This is a genomic window from Paraburkholderia sp. RL17-337-BIB-A (genome assembly GCF_046025895.1).
GTDB lineage: Bacteria > Pseudomonadota > Gammaproteobacteria > Burkholderiales > Burkholderiaceae > Paraburkholderia > Paraburkholderia fungorum_C.
Window position 1 is genome coordinate 100,923 of record NZ_JARESY010000001.1, and the last position, 20,238, is coordinate 121,160.

General features: G+C 65.2%; 16 protein-coding genes and 1 riboswitch. Of the genes, 9 read left to right on the forward strand and 7 right to left on the reverse strand.

The genetic code is table 11. From position 1 onward, the window contains the following. Positions 1-6: 6 nt before the first annotated feature. Genes fliI through fliF form a run of 4 tightly spaced genes read right to left on the reverse strand, consistent with a single transcriptional unit; the run spans position 7 to position 5,125 of the window. A complete protein-coding gene (gene fliI, locus P0D84_RS00455; protein ID WP_408331545.1) occupies positions 7-1,683 on the reverse strand; it encodes a flagellar protein export ATPase FliI in 1,677 nt (558 codons plus the stop codon). Next, positions 1,677-2,360, reverse strand: coding sequence for a flagellar assembly protein FliH (gene fliH, locus P0D84_RS00460; RefSeq protein WP_408331547.1), 684 nt, complete (start codon positions 2,358-2,360; stop codon positions 1,677-1,679). Before fliH ends, fliI begins: the two co-directional genes overlap by 7 nt. Further along, on the reverse strand, positions 2,347-3,342 hold the full coding sequence (gene fliG, locus P0D84_RS00465) for a flagellar motor switch protein FliG (protein WP_408331549.1): 996 nt from the start codon (positions 3,340-3,342) through the stop codon (positions 2,347-2,349). Before fliG ends, fliH begins: the two co-directional genes overlap by 14 nt. Beyond that, positions 3,332-5,125 carry a flagellar basal-body MS-ring/collar protein FliF gene (gene fliF / locus P0D84_RS00470; RefSeq protein ID WP_408331551.1) on the reverse strand — a complete coding sequence of 598 codons (1,794 nt, stop codon included), beginning with the start codon at positions 5,123-5,125 and terminating at the stop codon, positions 3,332-3,334. Before fliF ends, fliG begins: the two co-directional genes overlap by 11 nt. Positions 5,126-5,362: 237 nt before the next feature. Here fliF and fliE point away from each other — a divergent pair, with 237 nt between their 5' ends. The 5 genes from fliE to P0D84_RS00495 all read left to right on the forward strand — a co-directional run bounded on the left by fliE (position 5,363) and on the right by P0D84_RS00495 (position 8,612). Then, entirely contained in the window at positions 5,363-5,704 is a 342-nt protein-coding gene (gene fliE, locus P0D84_RS00475) for a flagellar hook-basal body complex protein FliE (RefSeq protein ID WP_408331553.1), read from the forward strand. Positions 5,705-6,009: 305 nt separating this feature from the next. Then, positions 6,010-6,447, forward strand: a complete 438-nt coding sequence (gene fliS, locus P0D84_RS00480) for a flagellar export chaperone FliS (RefSeq protein ID WP_408331555.1) — start codon at positions 6,010-6,012, stop codon at positions 6,445-6,447. After that, positions 6,444-6,770, forward strand: coding sequence for a flagellar protein FliT (locus P0D84_RS00485; protein WP_408331557.1), 327 nt, complete (start codon positions 6,444-6,446; stop codon positions 6,768-6,770). Before fliS ends, P0D84_RS00485 begins: the two co-directional genes overlap by 4 nt. An 82-nt stretch (positions 6,771-6,852) precedes the next feature. Next, complete coding sequence (gene fliK / locus P0D84_RS00490; RefSeq protein WP_408331559.1) at positions 6,853-8,247, forward strand: flagellar hook-length control protein FliK; 1,395 nt, start codon at positions 6,853-6,855, stop codon at positions 8,245-8,247. Next, positions 8,247-8,612 (forward strand): EscU/YscU/HrcU family type III secretion system export apparatus switch protein, encoded by a 366-nt coding sequence (locus tag P0D84_RS00495; protein ID WP_408331561.1) that lies wholly within the window; start codon positions 8,247-8,249, stop codon positions 8,610-8,612. The genes fliK and P0D84_RS00495 overlap by 1 nt, the downstream gene beginning before the upstream one ends. A 160-nt stretch (positions 8,613-8,772) precedes the next feature. Here P0D84_RS00495 and P0D84_RS00500 read toward each other — a convergent pair whose 3' ends face one another. Together P0D84_RS00500 and P0D84_RS00505 are read right to left on the reverse strand one after the other, a co-directional pair. Then, the gene (locus tag P0D84_RS00500; RefSeq protein ID WP_408331563.1) at positions 8,773-10,191 is read right to left on the reverse strand and encodes a coniferyl aldehyde dehydrogenase; all 1,419 of its coding nucleotides are present in this window, start codon (positions 10,189-10,191) and stop codon (positions 8,773-8,775) included. 201 nt (positions 10,192-10,392) lie between these two features. Next, complete coding sequence (locus tag P0D84_RS00505; RefSeq protein ID WP_408331565.1) at positions 10,393-12,075, reverse strand: isovaleryl-CoA dehydrogenase; 1,683 nt, start codon at positions 12,073-12,075, stop codon at positions 10,393-10,395. Between the two features lie 307 nt (positions 12,076-12,382). Here P0D84_RS00505 and P0D84_RS00510 point away from each other — a divergent pair, with 307 nt between their 5' ends. Next, positions 12,383-14,050 carry a GMC family oxidoreductase gene (locus tag P0D84_RS00510; protein WP_408331567.1) on the forward strand — a complete coding sequence of 556 codons (1,668 nt, stop codon included), beginning with the start codon at positions 12,383-12,385 and terminating at the stop codon, positions 14,048-14,050. 310 nt (positions 14,051-14,360) lie between these two features. After that, positions 14,361-16,103: an OmpA family protein gene (locus tag P0D84_RS00515; RefSeq protein ID WP_408331569.1), complete on the forward strand. Its 1,743-nt coding sequence runs from the start codon at positions 14,361-14,363 to the stop codon at positions 16,101-16,103. A gap of 168 nt (positions 16,104-16,271) precedes the next feature. Here P0D84_RS00515 and P0D84_RS00520 read toward each other — a convergent pair whose 3' ends face one another. Beyond that, positions 16,272-17,231, reverse strand: a complete 960-nt coding sequence (locus P0D84_RS00520; protein WP_408331571.1) for a LysR family transcriptional regulator — start codon at positions 17,229-17,231, stop codon at positions 16,272-16,274. A gap of 222 nt (positions 17,232-17,453) precedes the next feature. Between P0D84_RS00520 and P0D84_RS00525 the strand changes: the two genes are divergently transcribed. Together P0D84_RS00525 and ahcY are read left to right on the forward strand one after the other, a co-directional pair. Continuing rightward, on the forward strand, positions 17,454-18,251 hold the full coding sequence (locus P0D84_RS00525) for a glycosyltransferase family 2 protein (protein ID WP_408331573.1): 798 nt from the start codon (positions 17,454-17,456) through the stop codon (positions 18,249-18,251). Between the two features lie 311 nt (positions 18,252-18,562). Continuing rightward, positions 18,563-18,699: riboswitch (S-adenosyl-L-homocysteine riboswitch) on the forward strand. 33 nt (positions 18,700-18,732) lie between these two features. Then, on the forward strand, positions 18,733-20,154 hold the full coding sequence (gene ahcY / locus P0D84_RS00530) for an adenosylhomocysteinase (RefSeq protein WP_408331575.1): 1,422 nt from the start codon (positions 18,733-18,735) through the stop codon (positions 20,152-20,154). Positions 20,155-20,238 lie beyond the last annotated feature (84 nt).

Genomic DNA, 20,238 nt, shown 5'->3' on the forward strand with positions numbered 1-20,238 from the left:
GCCTCCTTAGGCAAACAGCGCGTCCAGCATCTCGAGACTCGGCTTAAAGTTCGCGCATTCGCGAAAACCTTGCTGCAAAAATGCTTCCATTCGCGGATACAGCGCAATCGCCCGGTCGAGCAGCGCGTCGCGCCCGCTCGAATAGGCGCCGACGTTGATCAGATCGCGGTTGCGCTGATAGCGCGACAGCATCTGCTTGAACATACGCGTCTTCTCGAGATGGTTATCCTCGATCAACGCGGTCATTGCCCGGCTAATCGACGCTTCGATATCGATCGCGGGGTAGTGGCCGGCCTCGGCCAGCGAGCGCGACAGCACGATATGACCGTCGAGAATTGCGCGGGCGGAGTCGGCGATCGGGTCCTGCTGGTCGTCGCCTTCGGTCAGCACGGTATAGAACGCGGTGATCGAGCCGCCGCCCGCCGGACCATTGCCGGTCCGCTCGACGAGCGCCGGCAGCTTGGCGAACACCGAAGGCGGATAGCCCTTGGTGGCGGGCGGCTCGCCCACGGCCAGCGCGATCTCGCGCTGCGCCATCGCGTAGCGGGTCAGCGAATCCATCAGCAGCAGCACGTGCTTGCCCTGGTCGCGGAAATATTCGGCCAGCGAGGTCGAGTACGACGCGGCCTGCATCCGCAAGAGCGGCGAGACGTCGGCAGGCGCGGCGATCACCACCGAGCGCGCGAGGCCTTCCTCGCCGAGAATCTGCTCGATGAATTCCTTCACTTCGCGGCCGCGTTCGCCGATCAGGCCGATCACGATCACTTCGGCGCTGGTGTAGCGCGCCATGGTGCCGAGCAGCACCGATTTACCCACGCCCGAACCGGCGAACAGCCCCATGCGCTGGCCCCGGCCGACGGTCAGAAGCGCGTTGATCGCGCGCACGCCGACGTCGAGCACCTGATGAATCGGCTCGCGGTTCAGCGGGTTGATGACCGGTGCGGACAGCGGCGCGTCGGCATGCGCGCCGAGCGGGCCGAGGCCGTCGAGCGGGCGGCCGGACGCGTCCAGCACGCGGCCAAGCAATTCCCAGCCGACCGGCAAGCGCTTCGCGCCCGCCATCGGATCGGCGATCGGCGCGCTTTCGAGCGGATAGACACGCGCGCCGGGCAGGAGTCCGATCACTTCGGTAGTCGGCATCAGAAACAGTTTGTCGCCGGAGAAGCCGACCACTTCGGCTTCGGCCATCGGCAGCGAACTGCCGGCCGGCAGTTCGATCATCACTTCGGCGCCCACTGATAGGCGCAGGCCGACCGCTTCGAGCACCAGGCCGGCGGCGCGCGTCAACCGTCCGCAGGCACGCATCGGCCTGGCGATTGCGCTGCGCGCGCGCAGCGCGTCGAGCCGGCCGCGCCAGGCCTGGACGTGCGGGTTGCTGTCGAGCGCGGGATCGTACGGGGCGTGGGCGGCGGCGGTTGAAGCGGGGCTCGAAGTGGCGGATTCACGGCTCGCGGCAGCGGATTCGCGGCTTGCCGCTGCGCCCGTTGCCGGGTGGCCGGCCCCCGGATGCCCGGCCCCCGGCTCACGCAACGCAGCGTCGATGGCCGCGATTGCAGCCGCAGCGGGCGTAGCCGCGGCCGGCACATCCACCAGCGCCTCGGCGCCGAACGACGCCAGCGCGAGCTCGCGTTCGAGCGGCGTCAGATCACTGGCGCGGATCTCTTCGAGCGTCGGCTTCACCATGTGCTCACCCTGCCGAGGGCGCCGGCGACGCGCTCCCAGCGCGTGTCGATACCCGCATCGACCTCACCGGTGCCGGCTTGCGCGCGGCAGCCGCCGCGTTCGACCGACGGATCGGTGCGCACAGTCCAGCCACGCGTTTGCAGTTCTTCCATCAGATAAGCTTCGACGACCGGCAGGTCGGCGGGGCTGACGATCAGCGCCGGCGCCCCGATCAGCGCCGGCTCCGTAGCCAGTACCTCGCGGGCGGCGGCAATCAGCGCGGTTGGATCGTGCTGCACATGCTGGCGTACCACCTGTTGCGCGATATCCAGCGCCAACGCAACCAGGGTCTCCGAGATCGCGCCCTGCGCGCCCTCGAGTGCCCTCCTGAAGGGCTCGGCCAGCGCGGCGAGGCGCGCCGCTTCTTCGCGTGCTTCGCTCTGGCCCTGCGCGAAACCTTGAGCGTGGCCCTGCTCGTAACCGGCCTGATAACCCAGCGCCTGGCCGGCCACGTGACCCGTCGCGACGCCCTGCGCATGCGCGACGTCGCGCAGACGTTGGAGTTCGGCTTCGAACGCACCGTCGTCGACTTCGGGTTCGGGCGGCGCGGGCGGCACCGGATCGAACGAGGCCATCTCCCAGCGCTGGTAGGCCGAGAGGCGTTCCTTCGCCGAGGTGTTTTGATCAGACATATGCATCTTCCGCCTTGCCGCCTAGAACGATCTGGCCGCTTTCCGCCAGATTGCGCACGATCTGCAGGATGCGGCGCTGCTGCGTCTCGACTTCGGAGACGCGGACCGGGCCGCGCGCATCGAGGTCTTCGGCGAGCAGTTCGGCAGCACGCTGCGACATGTTCGACAGGAATTTCTGGCGCAGCGCGGGCGGCGCGCCCTTCAGCGAGATGATCAACGCCTCGGACTCGACTTCCTTCAGCAACATCTGGATCGCGCGGTCTTCCAGATCGAGCAGGTTCTCGAACACAAACATCTGATCAATGATCTTCTGCGCGAGTTCCGCGTCGTACTGGCGAACGTTCTCGATGACGCCTTCTTCATGATTGCTCGACATGAAGTTGAGAATTTCGGCTGCCGTGCGGATGCCGCCCATCGGGCTGCGCTTCAGGTTGTCACTGCCGGACAGGAGGCCGGTGAGCACGTCGTCGAGTTCGCGCAGCGCGGCCGGCTGGATGCCGTCGAGCGTGGCGATCCGCAGCAGCACGTCGTTACGCAGCCGTTCGCTAAGGCAGGCGGCGATTTCGGAGGCCTGATCGCGGTCCAGGTGAACCAGGATGGTCGCGATGATCTGCGGATGCTCGTTCTTGATGAGTTCCGCCACCGCCGCGGAGTCCATCCACTTGAGGCCTTCGATCCCGCTGGTATCGCTGCCCTGCAGAATCCGGTCGATGATCGCGCCAGCCTTGTCGTCGCCAAGCGCCTTGGTGAGCACCGAGCGGATGTACTCGTTCGAATCCAGCGACATGCCGGTGTGCGTTTCCGCCTCGCGGACGAATTCCTGCAAGACCTCGTCGACCTGCTCACGCGTCACGCTTTTCAGGGCGGCCATGGCGACGCCGATCTTCTGAACCTCACGCGGCCCGAGGAACCTGAACACCTGCGCGGCTTCTTCCTCGCCGATCGACATCAGCAGGAGCGCGCTCTTCATTACGCCTTCAGCGCTCATCGGACACCCAATTTTTCACGACGGTTGCGACGATTTTCGGATCCTGGCGCGCGATGTTGCGCGCGAACTCCAGGTTCCGGTCGTATTTCTGTTTGGCGCTTTCGAGCGCGAGCACTTCGCTGTCCGTTTCCAGTTGGACGCTTGTGCCTTCGCGTTCGGCGGCTGGAATGCCGTCGAGCAGGATCGGTTCGTCGCCCGGCGAGGACAGCGCGGTGGTGAGCGGCGCCGGCGGCGGGAACGCGCGACGCAGCGCCGGCTTCACCATCACGAAGTAGAGGAACAGGGCCACTGCGCCGATGCCGAGGTAGGTCGCAATCTGCCTGTAGAGCGCGATCATGTCCGGCGTGCGCCACCACGGCAGGTCGGCAACGGGGTCGACGTCGGCGGTGAACGGGCTGTTGACCACGTTGACCGAGTCGCCGCGCGTGGCGTCGAAGCCCATCGCGTCCTTCACCAGTTGATTGACCTGGGCGAGCTTGTCGGCGGTGACCGGTTGCATCGTCGCGTGGCCCCTGGCGTCGACTACCCGCTGATAGTTGACCACCACGGCCACCGACAGACGCTTGATGCCGCCCATCGGTTGTTCCAGATGCTGCACGGTCTTGTTGAGTTCGTAATTGGTGGTCGAATCCTTGCGGTCGCTGACCGGCGTGGTCGTCACACCGGCCGTGCCGCTGGCCGCCGTGATCGGTGCGGAAGCAGGCTGCGGCGGCTGGTTCGACAGCGCGCCGGGCACGCCCGAGGCGCCGGCTTGCGACATCTCGGTGGCAGTGCTCGATTGCTGGCTGCGGATCGCCGCCTGCTGCGGGTTGCCGTTCGGACCATAGTTTTCCGAGGTCTGCTCGCTGCGCGAGAAGTCGATATCGGCGCTGACCTGCGAGTGCGCGTTGCCGGAGCCGAAGAGGGGCTCCAGGATCGCGTCGATGCGCTGTTGCGTGTTGCGTTCGATCTGCTGACGGTATTTCAGTTGCGAGGCGTCCAGACCGCTGCCGGTGGGCGACTGCGTCAGCAGATTGCCGTCCTGGTCGAGGATGGTCACGCCCTTCACCGGCATGTCCGCCACCGCCGACGCCACCATATGGGTGATCGCCAGCACCTGGCCTTCGTCGAGCGCGCGGCCCGGGTAGAGGTTGACCAGCACGGAAGCCGACGGCGCTTCCTTGTCGCGCACGAACACGGAAGGTTTCGGAATGGCCAGATGCACGCGCGCCGACTTCACCGACGAAATCGACTCGATCGTGCGCTCCAGTTCACCTTCCAGCGCGCGCTGATAATTGACCTGCTCGGCGAACTGGCTAATGCCGAATTTCTGGTTGTCCATCAGTTCGAAACCGACTGAGCCGCTCTTGGGCAGCCCTTGCGAAGCCAGACGCAGGCGCATTTCGTGCACCTGCTCGGCCGGCACGAGGATCGCGCCACCGGAGTCGGAGAACTTGTAGGGAATGTTGGCGGCCTGCAGCGCGGTGATGATGGCGCCGCCGTCGCGGTCCGACAGGTTGCTGTAGAGCACCTTGTAGTCGGGCGCCCGCGACCATAGGAACAGACCCGCGACGATCGCGACCAGCAACGCGACCGCGAAAATCAGCGGCGCGCGCGGGTTGCCGCGCATTTGCGCGAGCCCCGACAGGCGCTGGCCGAAGTTGCCGCCCAGGTTCGCCCCGAGGCCGCCGAGATCGGCTGCGCCGCCGGCCTGGCCGGCGCCGGCCGCGACGCCGCCTGGCTGCGCGCCGGCGAGGCCCATGCGGGCGTCGGGGTTGATCAAAGAGTTGGCTGACGAATCCATGCGTCGGGTATCTCCGGGATGCCTTTGCGTTTCTGTCGCTTAGCCGCACCGAGGGTCGGCGGGCGCACGGACAGAGACTTTCACCATTGAAATTATCCGCAGCGCCGCTCAACCCGATTGCTTGAATAGAGCCGGGTTTCCCCCCTAGTTTCGGGGCTTTCCCGGATGGTCCACTGCTATGCTTTCGCTCAGATCGGTACGGTTTCTGGCATGCCGGTCGTCATTCCTGGAGAGAACATGACTTTGCCCGTGAACGCGCTCTCGTCGGCGCTGCAACAGATGCAGTCGATGGCGGCGCAAGCGGCCGGCGGCAGCACGGCGGCCGGCGTGGCCGACGCGTCCGGCGCGGCTTCGGCCGGCGGTTTCGCCTCGGCGCTGAAGGCCTCGTTGGACAAGATCAGCAGTGATCAGACCAAGGCGGCCGGCGAATCGCAGGCGTTCGAACTCGGCGCGTCCAACGTTTCGCTGAACGACGTGATGGTGGACATGCAGAAGGCCAACGTCGGTTTCCAGTTCGGCCTGCAGGTGCGCAATAAACTGGTGTCGGCCTATAACGACATCATGCAGATGTCGGTGTAGCTGCGATTCAACGCGATTCGGGCGGCAGGGCTGTTCCGCCCGCCCGAACGCATGCGCCCAGTTGCAACGCCGTGCGGCTGCACGGCAGGACAGTCCGCCCGGCGCGCCCTTGCGGCGCTTCGTGGCAGACGGCCTTGCCGCGCTCAGCGCGATATCGTCCCCGTCGTCCCCGTAATCCTCCTTACATCGGCCTAAAGCTTTCCCGCTGCCTATCCGATAACCAGATACAGGCAGAGATCGGGGTGTGGCAATGCATCCGGATCGGGTGTCACGACCAAACGTAGTGCAAGAGAGGAGGAGCGCCGATGTTGTCGCCAGGAGACTCTGGAGCCAATGCGTACGCGCGCGTCGACGTCGAGACAGAGGTGATGGGCGCGAGTCCGCATCGTCTGATCGTGATGTTGTATCAGGGCGCCCGGCGGGCTATCGCGCTAGCGCGCATGCATATTCAGATGGGCAATGTGCCGGCTCGAAACGAGGCGATCGGCAAGGCGATTCAGATCGTCGAAAGCGGGCTGCAGCAGTCGCTCAACGTTGAAGCGGGCGGCGAGATTGCAGAGCGGTTGAACGCGCTATATAGCTATATGTCGCGCCGGCTGCTCGAAGCCAACATAAAACAGAGCGAGGCGATGCTGGTCGAGGTGGACGGCCTGCTGGCGACGCTCGAAGAGGCATGGGTCGGCATTGCCCCCGAGATCGCGCGGATGGCAGCCCAGCCGGCCGCCGCGGAAAGCATGAGATGACATCGAACGTAGAATATTTCGCCCGCTACGAGGCGATCGCAGCGATTTCCCGCCGCATGCTGACGGCTGCCCGGCGTGCCCTGTGGAGCGATCTGGTCCACTTGCAGGAGGAATATCGGAATCTGGTGGAGTCGTTGAGAGACGCGGAAACCGACGTCAAGCTGGACGATGCGGAGCGCATGCGCAAATATGCATTGATCTGTCAGATCCTGGCCGACGACGCTGCGATCCGCGATCTGGCGAATCCGCGCATGGCCAATCTGTCGGCGCTGTTCGCCGGACGGCCGACTCGCGTGCTCAAGGAACTGTACGGGGCGCGCTGAGTTCATCGGCGCAGGGCGCGTTTGCGCGAGTCTGCCCGACGGTATGTGAGCGCGTTGCCGCCAATGTGACGAAGGAATCGGTATGAACGGAATCGACACGGTCGTCAGTTCGTTGCTCGCGAACCGGATCGACAGTCTGCTCGATCTCGCGCCGGGCAGTGCGACCGCCTCCCAGACCGGTGCGGCGGGCGTCGATAGCGCGCCTGTCACCGTCACACCCCTCACGCCACCCGCCACCCCACCGGCTTCCGCGCAAACCGCGCTGTCCGCCGTCGCGCTGACGCTCAATGCGATCATCAACTCGGGCGGCGCGACAACTCCGGCGGTGCTCGGCCAGGTGCCCATCTGGCCGGCCGCGCCCGCGCTCGATGTCGAGGCCGGCGGCTTGCCGCTCTTCGATACGCCGGCTGCTTCATCCACGAATCCGAATGCCGCCGCGGCGACAGCCACCACCAAGGTGGCGGCGGCTCAGGTGCCGGTCGCGGCGCTCGCGGCCGCACTCGAACAGACGGTAGACGTTAGCGGCCTGTTCTACGAAGCCCATCTCGCACAATGGCTGGCGGGGCAGCGGCCGCCCGCCGCGCTCGCTGACGAGGCGCAGAACAAGCTGGTGGCGGCCGCGACGCAATTGCCGCTCGATTGGGCGAGCGACGCCGATCAGGCTTCTTCGTCCAACGCGGCACCCCGTCAGGGTACGGGCACGGGCTCCAACGGCCCGGCCAACGGCGCGCCGGACGGCAACGCGGCAGCCCGTGCGACGCCGTCGATCCAGACCGCGCAGGCCGCGCGTTTCGTAGCAGGCGAGGTGCTGGCGAGTTCTCTGTCCGACCTGAACGGCCAGCCGGCGCACGCGAGCGTGCACAGCGCCGCGGCGCAACTGGCCGACGACGGGTCGTCGCAAAATTCGCAATCGATGGCAGCCTCGGTTCATCCCGCGACTGTTCCCCTGGTGCGTCAGCAACTCGATCTGCTTGCCACCGGGCAGTTTCGCTGGACCGGCGAAGCATGGCCGGGCGCCAGGCTCGACTGGACCATCGAGCAGGAGGGCGACGAGTGGGACCGCAGCGGCGGCGGCACGGCAAGCGAGGAGAATCAACCCTGGCGGACGCGCCTCACACTTTCGCTGCCGACGCTCGGCACCGTCGATGCGGACCTGACGCTGACCGGCTCGCGGCTGGTCGCGCGCGTGCAGGCAAGTCCGGCCGGTGCGGCGCAGATGGCGATGCAGGGTGAGAGTTTCCGGCAACGACTCGCGGCTGCGGGCATCGAACTGAACGGACTGACGATTCGCGAAATCGGCGGCGGAGCGCCGGCTAGCGCGGCGGGGGCAGCGGCGACCGCGCAAGCGGCGGCGTCGGCGTATGCGCGCTCGGCGGCGTCGGCTTCGGCTGCTGACAAGGTGCCGGCGGGGCGCCGCGAGACGCGTGCTGGTCGCGCGGGCGCCGCGCCGCTCGACGATTTCGACTGGGATATGTGATGAGCCGCAGACATCGCCGCAGCGCGGCCGCGCTCGTCTACGACGCACAGGGCAGCGATCCCGCACCGCGCGTGATCGCCAAAGGCTACGGCATGCTGGCCGAGTTGATCGTGCAGCGCGCCAAGGAGGCTGGCCTGTATGTGCACGAGGCGCCGGAAATGGTCTCGTTGCTGATGCAGGTCGATCTCGATACGCGGATTCCGCCCGAGCTTTATCAGGTGGTGGCGGAGTTGCTCGCCTGGCTGCATCGGCTGGAAAGCGGTGCCGAGCATGAGCCGGAAAGCGCTGCGGCCGGTGTTCAGGACGTCATCGATGTGGTTGCGACGGATATAACGGACGTTTCGGGTGGGGCGGCTGGGCGTTGAATGCTGTAAGGGGCCGTCGTGTCGGCCGCTTGTCACGCGGTCGCCGTGGCGCGCGCGGTTGACCGTCCTACCGTTGCCTGCTCCATGGGGTGGTCGCCCCACGGTTGCCCGCCGCGTGGATGGCGCCCCACGGTTACCTGCCCCACGGATGCCCGCCGCATCAAAACCGCATCATCAGCTTCAGCAGCGCATTCACCCGCTTGCCATACGGCGGCGAAATCCAGCCACGCGCGTTCAGGCGCGCCTGCGTCAGCACCGGCTTCATCTTCGAGAAGGTGACGAAGCCTTCATAGCCGTGATACGCCCCCATCCCGCTCGCCCCGACGCCGCCGAACGGCAGACTTTCGCACGCCAGATGCATCAGCGTTTCGTTGATCGCCATGCCGCCCGCGATGGTTTCGCGCGTGACGCGTTCGATGGTGGCGGTGTCGTCGGCGTAGAGATACAGCGCAAGCGGACGCGGACGCGCGTTGACCCATGCGATCGCATCGTCGAGCGTGTCGTAAGAGACGATCGGCAGCAGCGGGCCGAAGATTTCCTCCTGCATCAGCGCGCTTTCATCCGGCGCATTCGTGACGGCGATCAGCGGGAAGCGACGGCTTGCCTCGTCCGGCGTGCTGTCCGTGAGCATGTGCAGTTGCGCGCCGGCGGCCTGCGCTTCGTCGGCAAGACGTTGCAGCCGCGCGAAGTGCCGCTCCGAGATGATCGACGTGTAATCGAGGTTGTGCGCAAAGTCGGGGTACATCTTCGCCATCCGCGCGCGCGCCCGTGCGATGAACGCCTGCTCCTTGCCGCGCGGCACCAGCACGTAGTCCGGCGCGACACAGGTCTGGCCCGCGTTGAGCGTCTTGCCGGCGATGAGGTTATCCACCGCGTTGTCGAAGCGCGCATGCTGACCGATGATGGCCGGCGATTTGCCGCCAAGCTCAAGCGTGAGCGGCGTCAGATGTTCGGCGGCGGCGCGCATCACTTCATGGCCGACCCTGGTCGAGCCGGTGAACAGCAGGTGATCGAACGGTTGCGCGCTGAACGCGGCGCCCAATGCGGCGTCGCCGTTCACCACCGCGACGTGATCGCGCGCGAAGGTCTGGCCGATCAATTGCTCGAATAGCGCCGAGGTGCGCGGCGTCAGCTCCGACATCTTGATGATCGCGCGGTTGCCGGCCGTCAGCGCGCTGATCAGCGGACCGACGGCGAGCAGCACCGGATAATTCCACGGCACGATGATGCCGACCACGCCGAGCGGCTGCGGCACGACTTTCGCGCGCGCCGGCATCAGCCATTTGTTGGTGCTGCGGCGTTGCGCTTTCATCCAGCGTTTGCCGTGCCGGAGCGCGGCGTCGATCTCACCCTTGATCAGCAGGAATTCGGCGAGCAGCACTTCCTGTTTCGCGCGATTGCCAAAGTCGGCATTCATCGCGTCGGCGAGTGCGTCGCGGTTGTCGAGCATGACTTTGCGCAACGCTTTCAGGTGCGCGTCGCGGTTTTCCCACGACGGATACGGCGCGCGCAAATAAGCATGGCGTTGATCGCGCAGCAGCGCTTCGAGCGCGGCGACCTCGGGTAGATCGTTCTTCATGTGTGCCCACTCCCTGATGGATAACGGTGCGCGTCGAGTCGCGCTTATCCGGTTGGTTGTCCTGTCTTGCTGGCAACGGTCTTGCAAAAGCGGAGTAAAAGCGCGGGCCAGTGGGTCAGCTCAAGACTGGCAGTGCGGCATCGCTATCGATCCGCTCGCTTCAGACCGGGACGCACACCGCGTCGATCCGCGCACTTCGCTTCAAACGGGAAACGTCCGCTCGACGATTGCCGCGTGGTCGAACGTGACCGGCAGCGTACCGTACACGCGGCCGCTCTCGCCGCAGCCGTCGGCGAGCCGCGTCGCGATGAAGGCCTCGGCGACTTCCGGCGGCGCGTGCTTCACCAGCAAGGTGGCTTGCGCGATCAGCACGATCTGCTGCGCGATCCGCCGCGCGGAGGCTTCCCGCGTGTCGGGTGCGCCGTTCAGCGTGGCGGCGAGCTTGCCGAGCGCGGCGCTCAAAGCCGGGTGTCCTTGCGCATCCGCTTGCCACGCGGCGAACAAGGCCTGCGCCGCTTCGGGCTCGCGCTCCAGCGCGCGCAACACGTCGAGGCACATTACGTTGCCCGAGCCTTCCCAAATCGAATTCACGGGCGCTTCACGATAGAAGCGCGCCATTGGACCGGTCTCGACATAACCGTTGCCGCCCCACACTTCCATCGCCTCGCCGGTGAATTCGAGCGTGCGCTTGCAGACCCAGTACTTCGCCGCCGGGGTGACGATCCGGCGCCATGCGCGTTCGGCCGGCGCGGACGACGCATCCGCTGACGCTTCGAAAGCGCGTGCGAGTCGCATGAACAGGACCGTCGCGGCTTCCGATTCCAGCGCCAGGTCGGCGAGCACATTGCGCATCAGCGGCTGATCCGCCAGATGCCGGCCGAAGGCGCTGCGGTGCCGTGCATGATGAATCGCCTGCACCAGCGCCGCGCGCATCAAGGCCGCGCTGCCGATCACGCAATCGAGCCTCGTATAGTTCGCCATTTCGATGATGGTCGGCACGCCGCGGCCTTCGTCGCCGATCATGATCCCGAACGCGTCGAGGAACTCGACCTCGCTGCTGGCATTCGACCGATTGCCGAGCTTGTCTTTCAGACGCTGGATCTGCACGGCGTTCTTGCTGCCGTCCGGCGCGAAACGCGGCGCGAAGAAGCATGAGAGGCCTTCGTGATCGTCGGTACGGGCGAGCACCAGATGCGCGTCGCATTGCGGCGCGGAGAAAAACCATTTGTGACCGACAAGGCGGTATTCGGCGCCACGGCCGCTGCCGCGCGTGGCATACGCGCGGGTCTGGTTGCTGCGCACGTCCGAGCCGCCTTGTTTCTCGGTCATCCCCATGCCGATCATTGCGGAGGTTTTTTGCGCGAGCGGTAAGTCGCGTGAATCGTGTTCGCGGGTATAGAGCTTGTCGCGCAGTGTGTCGAACAACGCGGGTTCGCGTTGCAGCACCGGGATGCTGGCGAAGGTCATCGTCAGCGGGCAGAGGGAACCGGATTCGAGTTGCGCGTGCAGGAAGTAGCCGGCGCAACGCGCCACCATTGCGCCGCGCTGCGGATCCGAAAACGGCAACGCGTGCAGGCCTTCGCGGCGCAACAGGGACAGCAGCGTATGCCACGAAGGATGAAACTCCAGTGCGTCGATGCGTTCGCCACGCGGGCTGTGCGTGAAAAGTTCGGGTGTATGGCGGTTCGCCAGTTCGGCGAGCGCGAGCGTTTCCGGCGTGGTGAGCGCCGCGCCATGCCGCTGCAGGACCTCGCGATGCCACGCGGCCCCCTCGCGTTCGAGGGCGGAGGACAACGCCACGTCACTCGAAAACAGGTTGTAGTCCGCAAGCGGCGGCGCCTGATTTGTCACGTCGTGGGTGTGGCCGAAGCTGTGCGCTTTCATCTGCTGTCTCCGTTCACCGGATGCGCGCCGTCACTGCTCGACGGCGTGTTGTTTTATCGCTGCGTGTCATGCCGCACGCTCAGAGGACGGCGCCCGGAGTGCCGCGTTCGAATGCCTTGCGAAGCCGCCCGGCGGGCGGATGCGCGTCTTTCATCATAGGGTCGCAGGGACGCTTTCGTTTAGAGGGATCGCTCTGACACGAACCCGCCGTGGCACACCAACGCTCCCTACAATGCCGATAAACACACGTAGACAAGTGTGCACCAGACAGGGTTCGCGAGCAACGCGGCCCCACCAGGAGGAGCGCATGCAATACGACTACATCATCGTCGGTGCCGGTTCGGGCGGTTGCTCGCTCGCGAGCCGTCTGGCGGATAGCTGCCCCGACGCCACAATCGCCCTGATCGAAGCCGGTCCGCATACGGACCGCAATCTGTTAGTGAACATGCCGGTTGGCGTGGCGGCCGTGGTGCCGCACAAACTCAAGACCAACTACGGTTATCTGACAACGCCCCAGCCCGGACTCGCCGGACGCCAGGGCTATCAGCCGCGCGGGCGGGGCTTCGGCGGCTCGAGCGCGATCAACGCAATGATTTACACGCGCGGCCATCCTCTCGATTACGACGAATGGGCGCAGCTTGGCTGCGAAGGCTGGTCGTGGGACGAGGTGCTGCCGTATTTCCGCCGCGCCGAAGGCAACGAGCGCGGCGCAGATGCATGGCACGGCGGGGAGGGGCCGCTGACGGTGTCCGATCTGCGCTATCGCAATCCGTTTTCGAAGCGCTTTGTGCAGGCCGCGACCGAAGCCGGTTACAAACCGAACCACGACTTCAACGGCGCGGATCAGGAAGGCATCGGCTTCTATCAGGTGACGCAGCGCGACGGACGGCGCTGCAGCGTCGCGCGCGCCTATATCTACGACCGCGCGCGCCCCAATCTGCATACGCTCGCCGATGCCACAGTGCTGCGCGCGACCTTCGACGGCAAGCGCGCGAGCGGCGTCGAAATCGTGCGCGGCGGCCGTACGGAAACGCTCGAGGCGCGCGCCGAGGTGGTGCTGGCAGCGGGCGCGTTCAATTCGCCGCAACTGCTGATGTGCTCGGGCATCGGGCCGGCGGCGCATCTGCGCTCGCTCGGCATTACGGTGCTGCACGATGCGCCCGAGGTCGGCCAGAACCTGATCGACCACGTCGACTTCACGATCAACAAACGGGTGTCGTCGATCGAGCCGACCGGCTTTTCGATTCGCGGCATCGCACGGATGCTGCCGCAGTTTGTGAGCTTCATGCGGCATGGGCAGGGCATGCTGTCGAGCAATGTCGCCGAAGCGGGCGGATTTCTGAAGAGCCGGCCCACGCTCGCGCGCCCGGACCTGCAACTGCACTTCTGCGCCGCGATCGTCGACGATCACAACCGCCATATGCACTGGGGCCATGGGTATTCGCTGCACGTGTGTGTGTTGCGGCCGCATAGCCGCGGCACGGTGACGCTCGCAAGCGCCGACGCCCGCACCGCGCCGCTGATCGATCCGCGTTTTTTCAGCGACTCGCGCGATCTCGACCTGCTGGTGGAAGGCGCGCAGATGGCGCGGCGCATCCTCGACGCGCCTTCGCTGGCGCTGCATGGCGGCAAGGAGCTGTACACGCATCCTGGTCAGAGCGAGCAGGCGTTGCGCCGGACCATCGCCGAGCATGCCGACACCATCTATCACCCGGTGGCCACTTGCCGGATGGGCGGCGATGCGCAATCGGTGGTCGATCCGCAGTTGCGGGTACGCGGCGTGACGGGACTGCGGATCGTCGATGCCTCCGTGATGCCGACCTTGATCGGCGGCAACACGAATTCGCCGACGGTAATGATCGGTGAGCGCGCGGCCGAATTGATCGCGGCGAGTCGGCGCGAGGGGCAAACGGCGCCGGCGCCGACGATGGCGTCGGCGTCGGCGTCGGCGGGAACTGCCGGCGTCGCGGCTTGACGGCGCAACAGGCTTGACAGCGAGCGTCGCCCGAGTCGGGCGGCGCCTGACGTTGCTCTTCGCGCGTTCAGCGTGCGAGCCCCAGGCAGGCGTGTGTGCAAAATCCATTAATCGTCGCTTGCCTCACTCCGGCCACGGTGACGCATCAATCTTCCTAATCTGGGTCGCAAATATAAGAATATTTAGGCGAACGTCGGTTAATTCGTCATAAATTGTGCCGATCCGTTTATGAGATTTCCCCAAACCTATAATCGCGCCGCGAAAAAGAGCGCGTCAGGTGACGCGTTCGGGAAATCAAGGAAGCGAAGCGATGAGTATCAATGTGATTCAGCTGATTCAGTCCGCGTTGACGGACAGCGTCGTGCGACAGCTGGCGGCCCGCTTCGGGCTGCCGCCGGACGCGACCCAGAAGGTGCTGGCAACAACCGGCCCGGCGTTGGTCGCCGGCCTGATGCAGAAGGGCGCGACGCTCGACGGCGCGCGCTCGCTGTTCGCCACGATCCTCGCGCCCGAGGTGAACGGGCACATCGCCGAGCAGTTGCCGCAACTGCTCGGCACCACCACGGGCGTGAGCCAGTTGGAAGGCGTCGGGCGGCAGTTGCTCGAGCGCGCGCTCGATCGTCGCGTCGATACGCTCAGCGACGAAGTCGCGACCCAAACCGGCGTGCCGGCGCATGCCACGCACGCCATGACGGGTATCGTCGGCGCAACGCTGCTGGGCCTGTTGAAACGGCATTTTCTCGAAGGTCAGGGCAACGTCGGCCAGTTGCCGACACTGCTGGGCCATCAACTGCCGGCCGTTGCACCGCACCTGAACGACCGTTTGATGACCGGCCTCGGTCTGAGCGGGCTCGGCGCATTCACCGGCAATATTCTGTCGCAGTTGAAAGCGGTCTCGGCGCATATCGACCATCCAACGCCTGCCGCCAAGCCGGTAGCCGAAGCCCTGTCGAGCATCCGTGTGCCTGCCGACGCAGTGGTGCGTGAAGAGCGCCGTCAGCACAAATGGCTGTGGTGGCTGCTCGCGGCGATCGCCGCCGTGCTGGCTTTCCTGTTCCTGCGCGGTTGCCATAGCGAGCAATCGGCGGAACGCAGCAGCGCGGAAGCCGCGGTGACCGCGCAACCCGCGTCCGCACCGGTTGAGGCCTCGGCCGCCGCGGCTGCAATGCCCGCGGCTAGCGATGTCGCGGCTTCGACGCCTGCTGCCGCCGCTGCAGCAAGCGCCGCCAGTGACGCGCAGCTACCCGCAGCCGCACCCGCGCCGACCAAAGACAGCGTGCTGAGCTTCAAGGTCGACGCCGGCGGCAAGCCGACGCTCACCGCCACGCTCGGCAGCGAAGCCGAAAAGACTGAGTTGATCGAGGCGCTGACCAGGCGCTTCGGCGCAGACCAGTTCGTCGCGAACGTCACGGTCGATCAGGACACCAAGCCGGCCGACTGGCTCGCTCATCTGGACGGCCTGCTGCCGTTGATGGCACTGCCGGGTGCGGAAGTGAAAGTGGACGGTGCGCACATCGAATTGAGCGGCAGCGCGGCGAACGCCAGGCTCGGCTGGCTCGACAAGCTGAAGTCGCTGTTCGGCGCGTCGTACCAGATCGGTTCGTTCAACGTCGAACAGGCGGTCGCCAACGCAACCGAGACCTTCCGCGGCGCGATCAAGGGCCTGCTCACGCCGGACAGCCCGTGCGCGGCAGCGGACGTGGTCAAGGTGCTGAACCTGCAGGTGATCAACTTCACGAGCGCCAGCGCTCGCGTGCCGGCCTCGGCGATTGAAGACCTGAACCAGTCGGCGCAAGTGCTGAACGCCTGTGCGCGCAACGGCAAGACGGCCAAGCTCGAAGTGGCCGGCTATTCGGACAATGTCGGCGGGGCACAAGCCAATCTGCAACTGTCGAAGAAACGTGCTGAAGCGGTTCGCGCGTATCTCGTGAAGACGGGGGTGCCGGCGGATTCGCTAGTCGCGCAAGGTTATGGCGACGCGCAGCCGGTCGCGAGCAACGACACGGCGAGCGGCCGCTTTGCGAACCGCCGCATCGAGTTCGTCGCGCAATAGCAGTGACGGAGCCATCGAGGTAAGCCTCGCAGTAATCCCTTGGGGCGAGCCCAAAAAACATGCCGCCCGGTTCGCGCCGGGCGGCATGTTGTCATTTGGCCGGCCGCGTTTGCGGTGGCTGCGTTTGCGGCGGCTGCGTTTGCGGTGGCCGCTTCGCGCTGGTCCCATTTACGACGGCGGTGTCTGGCTCGGTGCGGTGATGCCGGAGATACCGATACCCGGCCCCACCATGAAATCGTCACCGGCCTGGCCCGGCAGGGTCTCGCGGGCCACCTCCAGCCACGCGCGCGCCGCGTGCGACAGATAGCCGTTACGACGCCAGCCAATCGCCATTTCCCACGGAATCTCCGGTTCCACCACCGGGCGGCAGGTGAACTGCGCCGCGTCGAGCCGTCGGCAATACGGCGCGGGCAGCAGCGCGATGCCGACGCCGGCCAGCACCAGCGCCGCCATGAAATCCCAATGCCCGCTGCGCCCGACGATGGTCGGCGCAAACCCGGCGGTGCGGCACGCATTCAGCACGACATCGTTGAGCGCGAGGCTCTCGCCGTAGAACACGAACGGCTCGTGGGCGAGCTCGGCGAGCGGCACTTCGTGCAGGTCGTCCCAGCGCGAACCCGTGCGCGCGACGAGCCACAGCAATTGCCGCGTCATCGGCAGCACCTCGATGTTTTCCGGGTCGACCGGTTGCAGCACGCCGCCTAGCTCCAGCTCGCCGTGGATCAGCGCGGCTTCGATCGCGCGCGCCCCCTGCTCGAACAGCTTCAGTTCGATTTTCGGGTAGCGCTGGCGGAACGCGGCAATGGCCGGCGTGAAGAGCGAGCCGCCCATTGGGGGAATGCCGATGGTCAGCTCGCCGCGGCCTAGCGTGTCGAGATCGTTCAGTTCGGCCTGCAACTGCGCGTGCGCCGCCAGCACGTCCTGACCGCGCTGGTAGACGATCCGGCCGGCGTCGGTGAGCACCATCTGACGTCCGTCGCGCAACAGCAGCGGCGAACCGATTTCGTCTTCCAGCGACTTGACCATCTTGCTGATGGTCGGCTGCGTGACGAACAAATGCTCGGCGGCAACGGTGAAGCTCTGTTGACGGACCACTTCGACGAAATACCGCAGCGCGCGTAGTTCCACGATCTCGGCTCCAGAATTCCAATTTGGAATGATCTGGACGATTGTAAGTCATCGTATTTATATTGCGGCCCAGCTTGATGGCGCCTTTTCGAGCGGCGCCGTTCAGGCGCGGCTCGTAGTTCGGTGCAAAGGCGCAGATCGCTTTTCCAGGATGGACGCCGCCGGAAACGGGCTACCATCGGCGGTTCTCTACCGTTCGGCCCGCAGCGCCCGTTTCAATTCATGACGCCCATCTCGATCATCATCCCCTGCTACAACGGCGCGGCGACGCTCGCCCGCGCACTCCAAAGTTGCCTGATTCAGCCCGAAGCTGCGCAGATCATCGTGGTGGACGACGGCTCGACGGATGCCTCCGCCGAGCTCGTTGCGTATTGCGGAAGCCTCGACGAACGCGTGGGCCTGCTGCGGATGCCGGCCAACGGCGGCGCGGCGCGAGCGCGCAACTGGGGCGCGATGCATGCGTCGCACAGCCTGCTGGCCTTCCTCGATGCCGACGACGAATACCTGCCCGGCGCCCTGGCCGCCGCCAGCACGTTTCTCGTGCAGAACCCCAAGGAAGTGTCCGTGCGGCTCGACGTGGAATACACGGATTTTCCGGCCGACATCGTCAGCCACGCCAATTTCGACAGGCATGCGGCGACGCTCAGCAATACGGTGCCGAGCAGCCTGATCATCCGCCGCGCGGTGTATGCCGCACTCGGCGGCTTCCCAATGGATGACGCGTTTCGCCGCATCGGTGGAGAAGATGGGGCGTTTTCCTGGGCACTGCGCGAGATTTTCGGCAACCGGCGCCTCGACGATGTGAAGCGCGTGCGCATGCATTACCACTCCGGCATTCACGCCGAACGCTATTTCCGCATCGCGCTCGGCATGCGGAAGCCGGATCCCGTCGATCTGGATGACGCATTTCGTTTTTCCAGGCAGTTCCTCGAAACCGCGCGCGCGGGTATCGAGCAATTGCGCGCGGCAAGCGTCGCTGGCGAAGCAGCCGCGGCTATGATTCCGAATCAGGCCGCGTAGGTTCCAGACACCAAAGTAGCCCGACAGCAGGACAAGGTGCGCCGCGCCCGCACTAGACTCCTGCCAAATCCCCAAATCCCCAAATCCCCAAATCCCCAAATCCCCAAATCCCCAAATCCCCAAAGCCCCAAATCCCCAAAGCCCCAAAGCCCCAAAGCCCCAAAGCCCCAAAGCGCCCGGGCACCGAGCCGAACCGCGCCAGTTCACCATCGCATTCGGCCGAATATATATAAGGGAGCCGCCAAAAAGCGCCCACCCCTTCAACCCGTTCCACGCCCCGAAGCCATCTCGATTTGCTACAATCGCCGTTCGTCTTCGAGGAGCGTTGCGACGGGTACCGCGAATCAGCATATTCGCTGGCCGCCCGCCAGGCTCGAAGGCTTCAATCGGAAGGATCGGATGCGCATAGCGCTTTCCCATCCACCGCATCGAACCGCGCTCACGTCAAATTTCTAGTCAATTTTTTAGAAAGGAGGGCGTGATGAACGCCGCTGTTCTCGATTCAAATTCCAAGCAGGAATCCGTTGTCGCCGATATGTCGCTTGCCGCCTGGGGCCGCAAGGAACTGAATATCGCTGAAACCGAAATGCCCGGCCTGATGCAAACGCGCGAGGAATACAAGACCTCGCAGCCGCTGAAGGGCGCGCGCATCGCGGGTTCGCTGCACATGACGATCCAAACCGGCGTGCTGATCGAAACCTTGACGGCACTCGGCGCGGACGTGCGCTGGGCCTCGTGCAATATTTTCTCGACGCAGGATCATGCAGCCGCCGCGATTGCGGAAGGCGGCGTGCCGGTGTTCGCATTCAAGGGCGAATCGCTCGACGAATACTGGGAATTCTCGCACCGCATTTTCGAATGGCCGAACGGCGAATTCGCCAACATGATCCTCGACGACGGCGGCGACGCCACGTTGCTGCTGATCCTCGGCTCGAAGGCTGAGAAAGACCGCTCGGTCATTTCGAAGCCGGAAAACGAAGAAGAAATCGCGCTATACAAGTCGATCGCCACGCACCTCGACGCCGATCCGGTGTGGTACTCCACGCGTCTCGCGCAGATCAAGGGCGTGACCGAAGAAACCACGACCGGCGTGCATCGTCTGTACCAGATGGAAAAGGAAGGCCGCCTGCCGTTCCCGGCCATCAACGTCAACGACTCAGTCACCAAGTCGAAGTTCGACAACCTGTATGGCTGCCGCGAGTCGCTGGTCGACGGTATCAAGCGCGCAACCGACGTGATGATCGCCGGCAAGATCGCGGTCGTGGCGGGTTACGGCGACGTGGGCAAGGGCTGCGCGCAATCACTGCGCGGTCTGGGCGCCACGGTATGGGTCACGGAAATCGATCCGATCTGCGCACTGCAAGCAGCCATGGAAGGCTACCGCGTCGTGACGATGGAGTACGCCGCCGACAAGGCCGACATTTTCGTCACGGCAACCGGCAACTTCCATGTGATCGGCCACGATCACATGGCTGCCATGCGCAACAACGCGATTGTCTGCAATATCGGTCACTTCGATTCGGAAATCGACGTTGCTTCCACTCGCAAGTACACGTGGGAAAACATCAAGCCGCAAGTCGATCACATCATTTTCCCGGACGGCAAGCGCATCATCCTGCTGGCTGAAGGGCGTCTGGTGAATCTGGGTTGCGCGACGGGCCACCCGTCGTTCGTGATGTCGGCATCGTTTACGAACCAGACGATCGCGCAGATCGAACTGTTCGTTCACGGCGACAAGTACGAAAACAAGGTCTACGTGTTGCCGAAGCACCTTGATGAAAAGGTCGCGCGCCTGCATCTGGGCCGTATCGGCGCGGAGCTGACGGTGTTGTCGGACTATCAGGCGAATTACATCAGCGTCGACAAGAACGGTCCGTTCAAGCCGAACCACTACCGCTACTAAGTGGCTGCTGTTACGTCGCCGCAGTTAAATAGCCGCTGTTACGTAGCATCAGGCACGCGGGCGGTTTAAAAGCATGGCAGTTTG

What these genes read in the sequence shown, in the direction of transcription:
- fliH (WP_408331547.1), bottom strand. Translation starts at nt 2,360, where the DNA reads ATGCATATGTCTGATCAAAACACCTCGGCGAAGGAACGCCTCTCGGCC.
- P0D84_RS00485 (WP_408331557.1), top strand. Translation starts at nt 6,444, where the DNA reads ATGACATCGAACGTAGAATATTTCGCCCGCTACGAGGCGATCGCAGCG.
- fliF (WP_408331551.1), bottom strand. Translation starts at nt 5,125, where the DNA reads ATGGATTCGTCAGCCAACTCTTTGATCAACCCCGACGCCCGCATGGGC.
- P0D84_RS00525 (WP_408331573.1), top strand. Translation starts at nt 17,454, where the DNA reads ATGACGCCCATCTCGATCATCATCCCCTGCTACAACGGCGCGGCGACG.
- P0D84_RS00500 (WP_408331563.1), bottom strand. Translation starts at nt 10,191, where the DNA reads ATGAAGAACGATCTACCCGAGGTCGCCGCGCTCGAAGCGCTGCTGCGC.
- fliI (WP_408331545.1), bottom strand. Translation starts at nt 1,683, where the DNA reads ATGGTGAAGCCGACGCTCGAAGAGATCCGCGCCAGTGATCTGACGCCG.
- ahcY (WP_408331575.1), top strand. Translation starts at nt 18,733, where the DNA reads ATGAACGCCGCTGTTCTCGATTCAAATTCCAAGCAGGAATCCGTTGTC.
- fliK (WP_408331559.1), top strand. Translation starts at nt 6,853, where the DNA reads ATGAACGGAATCGACACGGTCGTCAGTTCGTTGCTCGCGAACCGGATC.
- P0D84_RS00505 (WP_408331565.1), bottom strand. Translation starts at nt 12,075, where the DNA reads ATGAAAGCGCACAGCTTCGGCCACACCCACGACGTGACAAATCAGGCG.
- P0D84_RS00515 (WP_408331569.1), top strand. Translation starts at nt 14,361, where the DNA reads ATGAGTATCAATGTGATTCAGCTGATTCAGTCCGCGTTGACGGACAGC.
- fliE (WP_408331553.1), top strand. Translation starts at nt 5,363, where the DNA reads ATGACTTTGCCCGTGAACGCGCTCTCGTCGGCGCTGCAACAGATGCAG.
- fliG (WP_408331549.1), bottom strand. Translation starts at nt 3,342, where the DNA reads ATGAGCGCTGAAGGCGTAATGAAGAGCGCGCTCCTGCTGATGTCGATC.
- P0D84_RS00495 (WP_408331561.1), top strand. Translation starts at nt 8,247, where the DNA reads ATGAGCCGCAGACATCGCCGCAGCGCGGCCGCGCTCGTCTACGACGCA.
- P0D84_RS00510 (WP_408331567.1), top strand. Translation starts at nt 12,383, where the DNA reads ATGCAATACGACTACATCATCGTCGGTGCCGGTTCGGGCGGTTGCTCG.
- fliS (WP_408331555.1), top strand. Translation starts at nt 6,010, where the DNA reads ATGTTGTCGCCAGGAGACTCTGGAGCCAATGCGTACGCGCGCGTCGAC.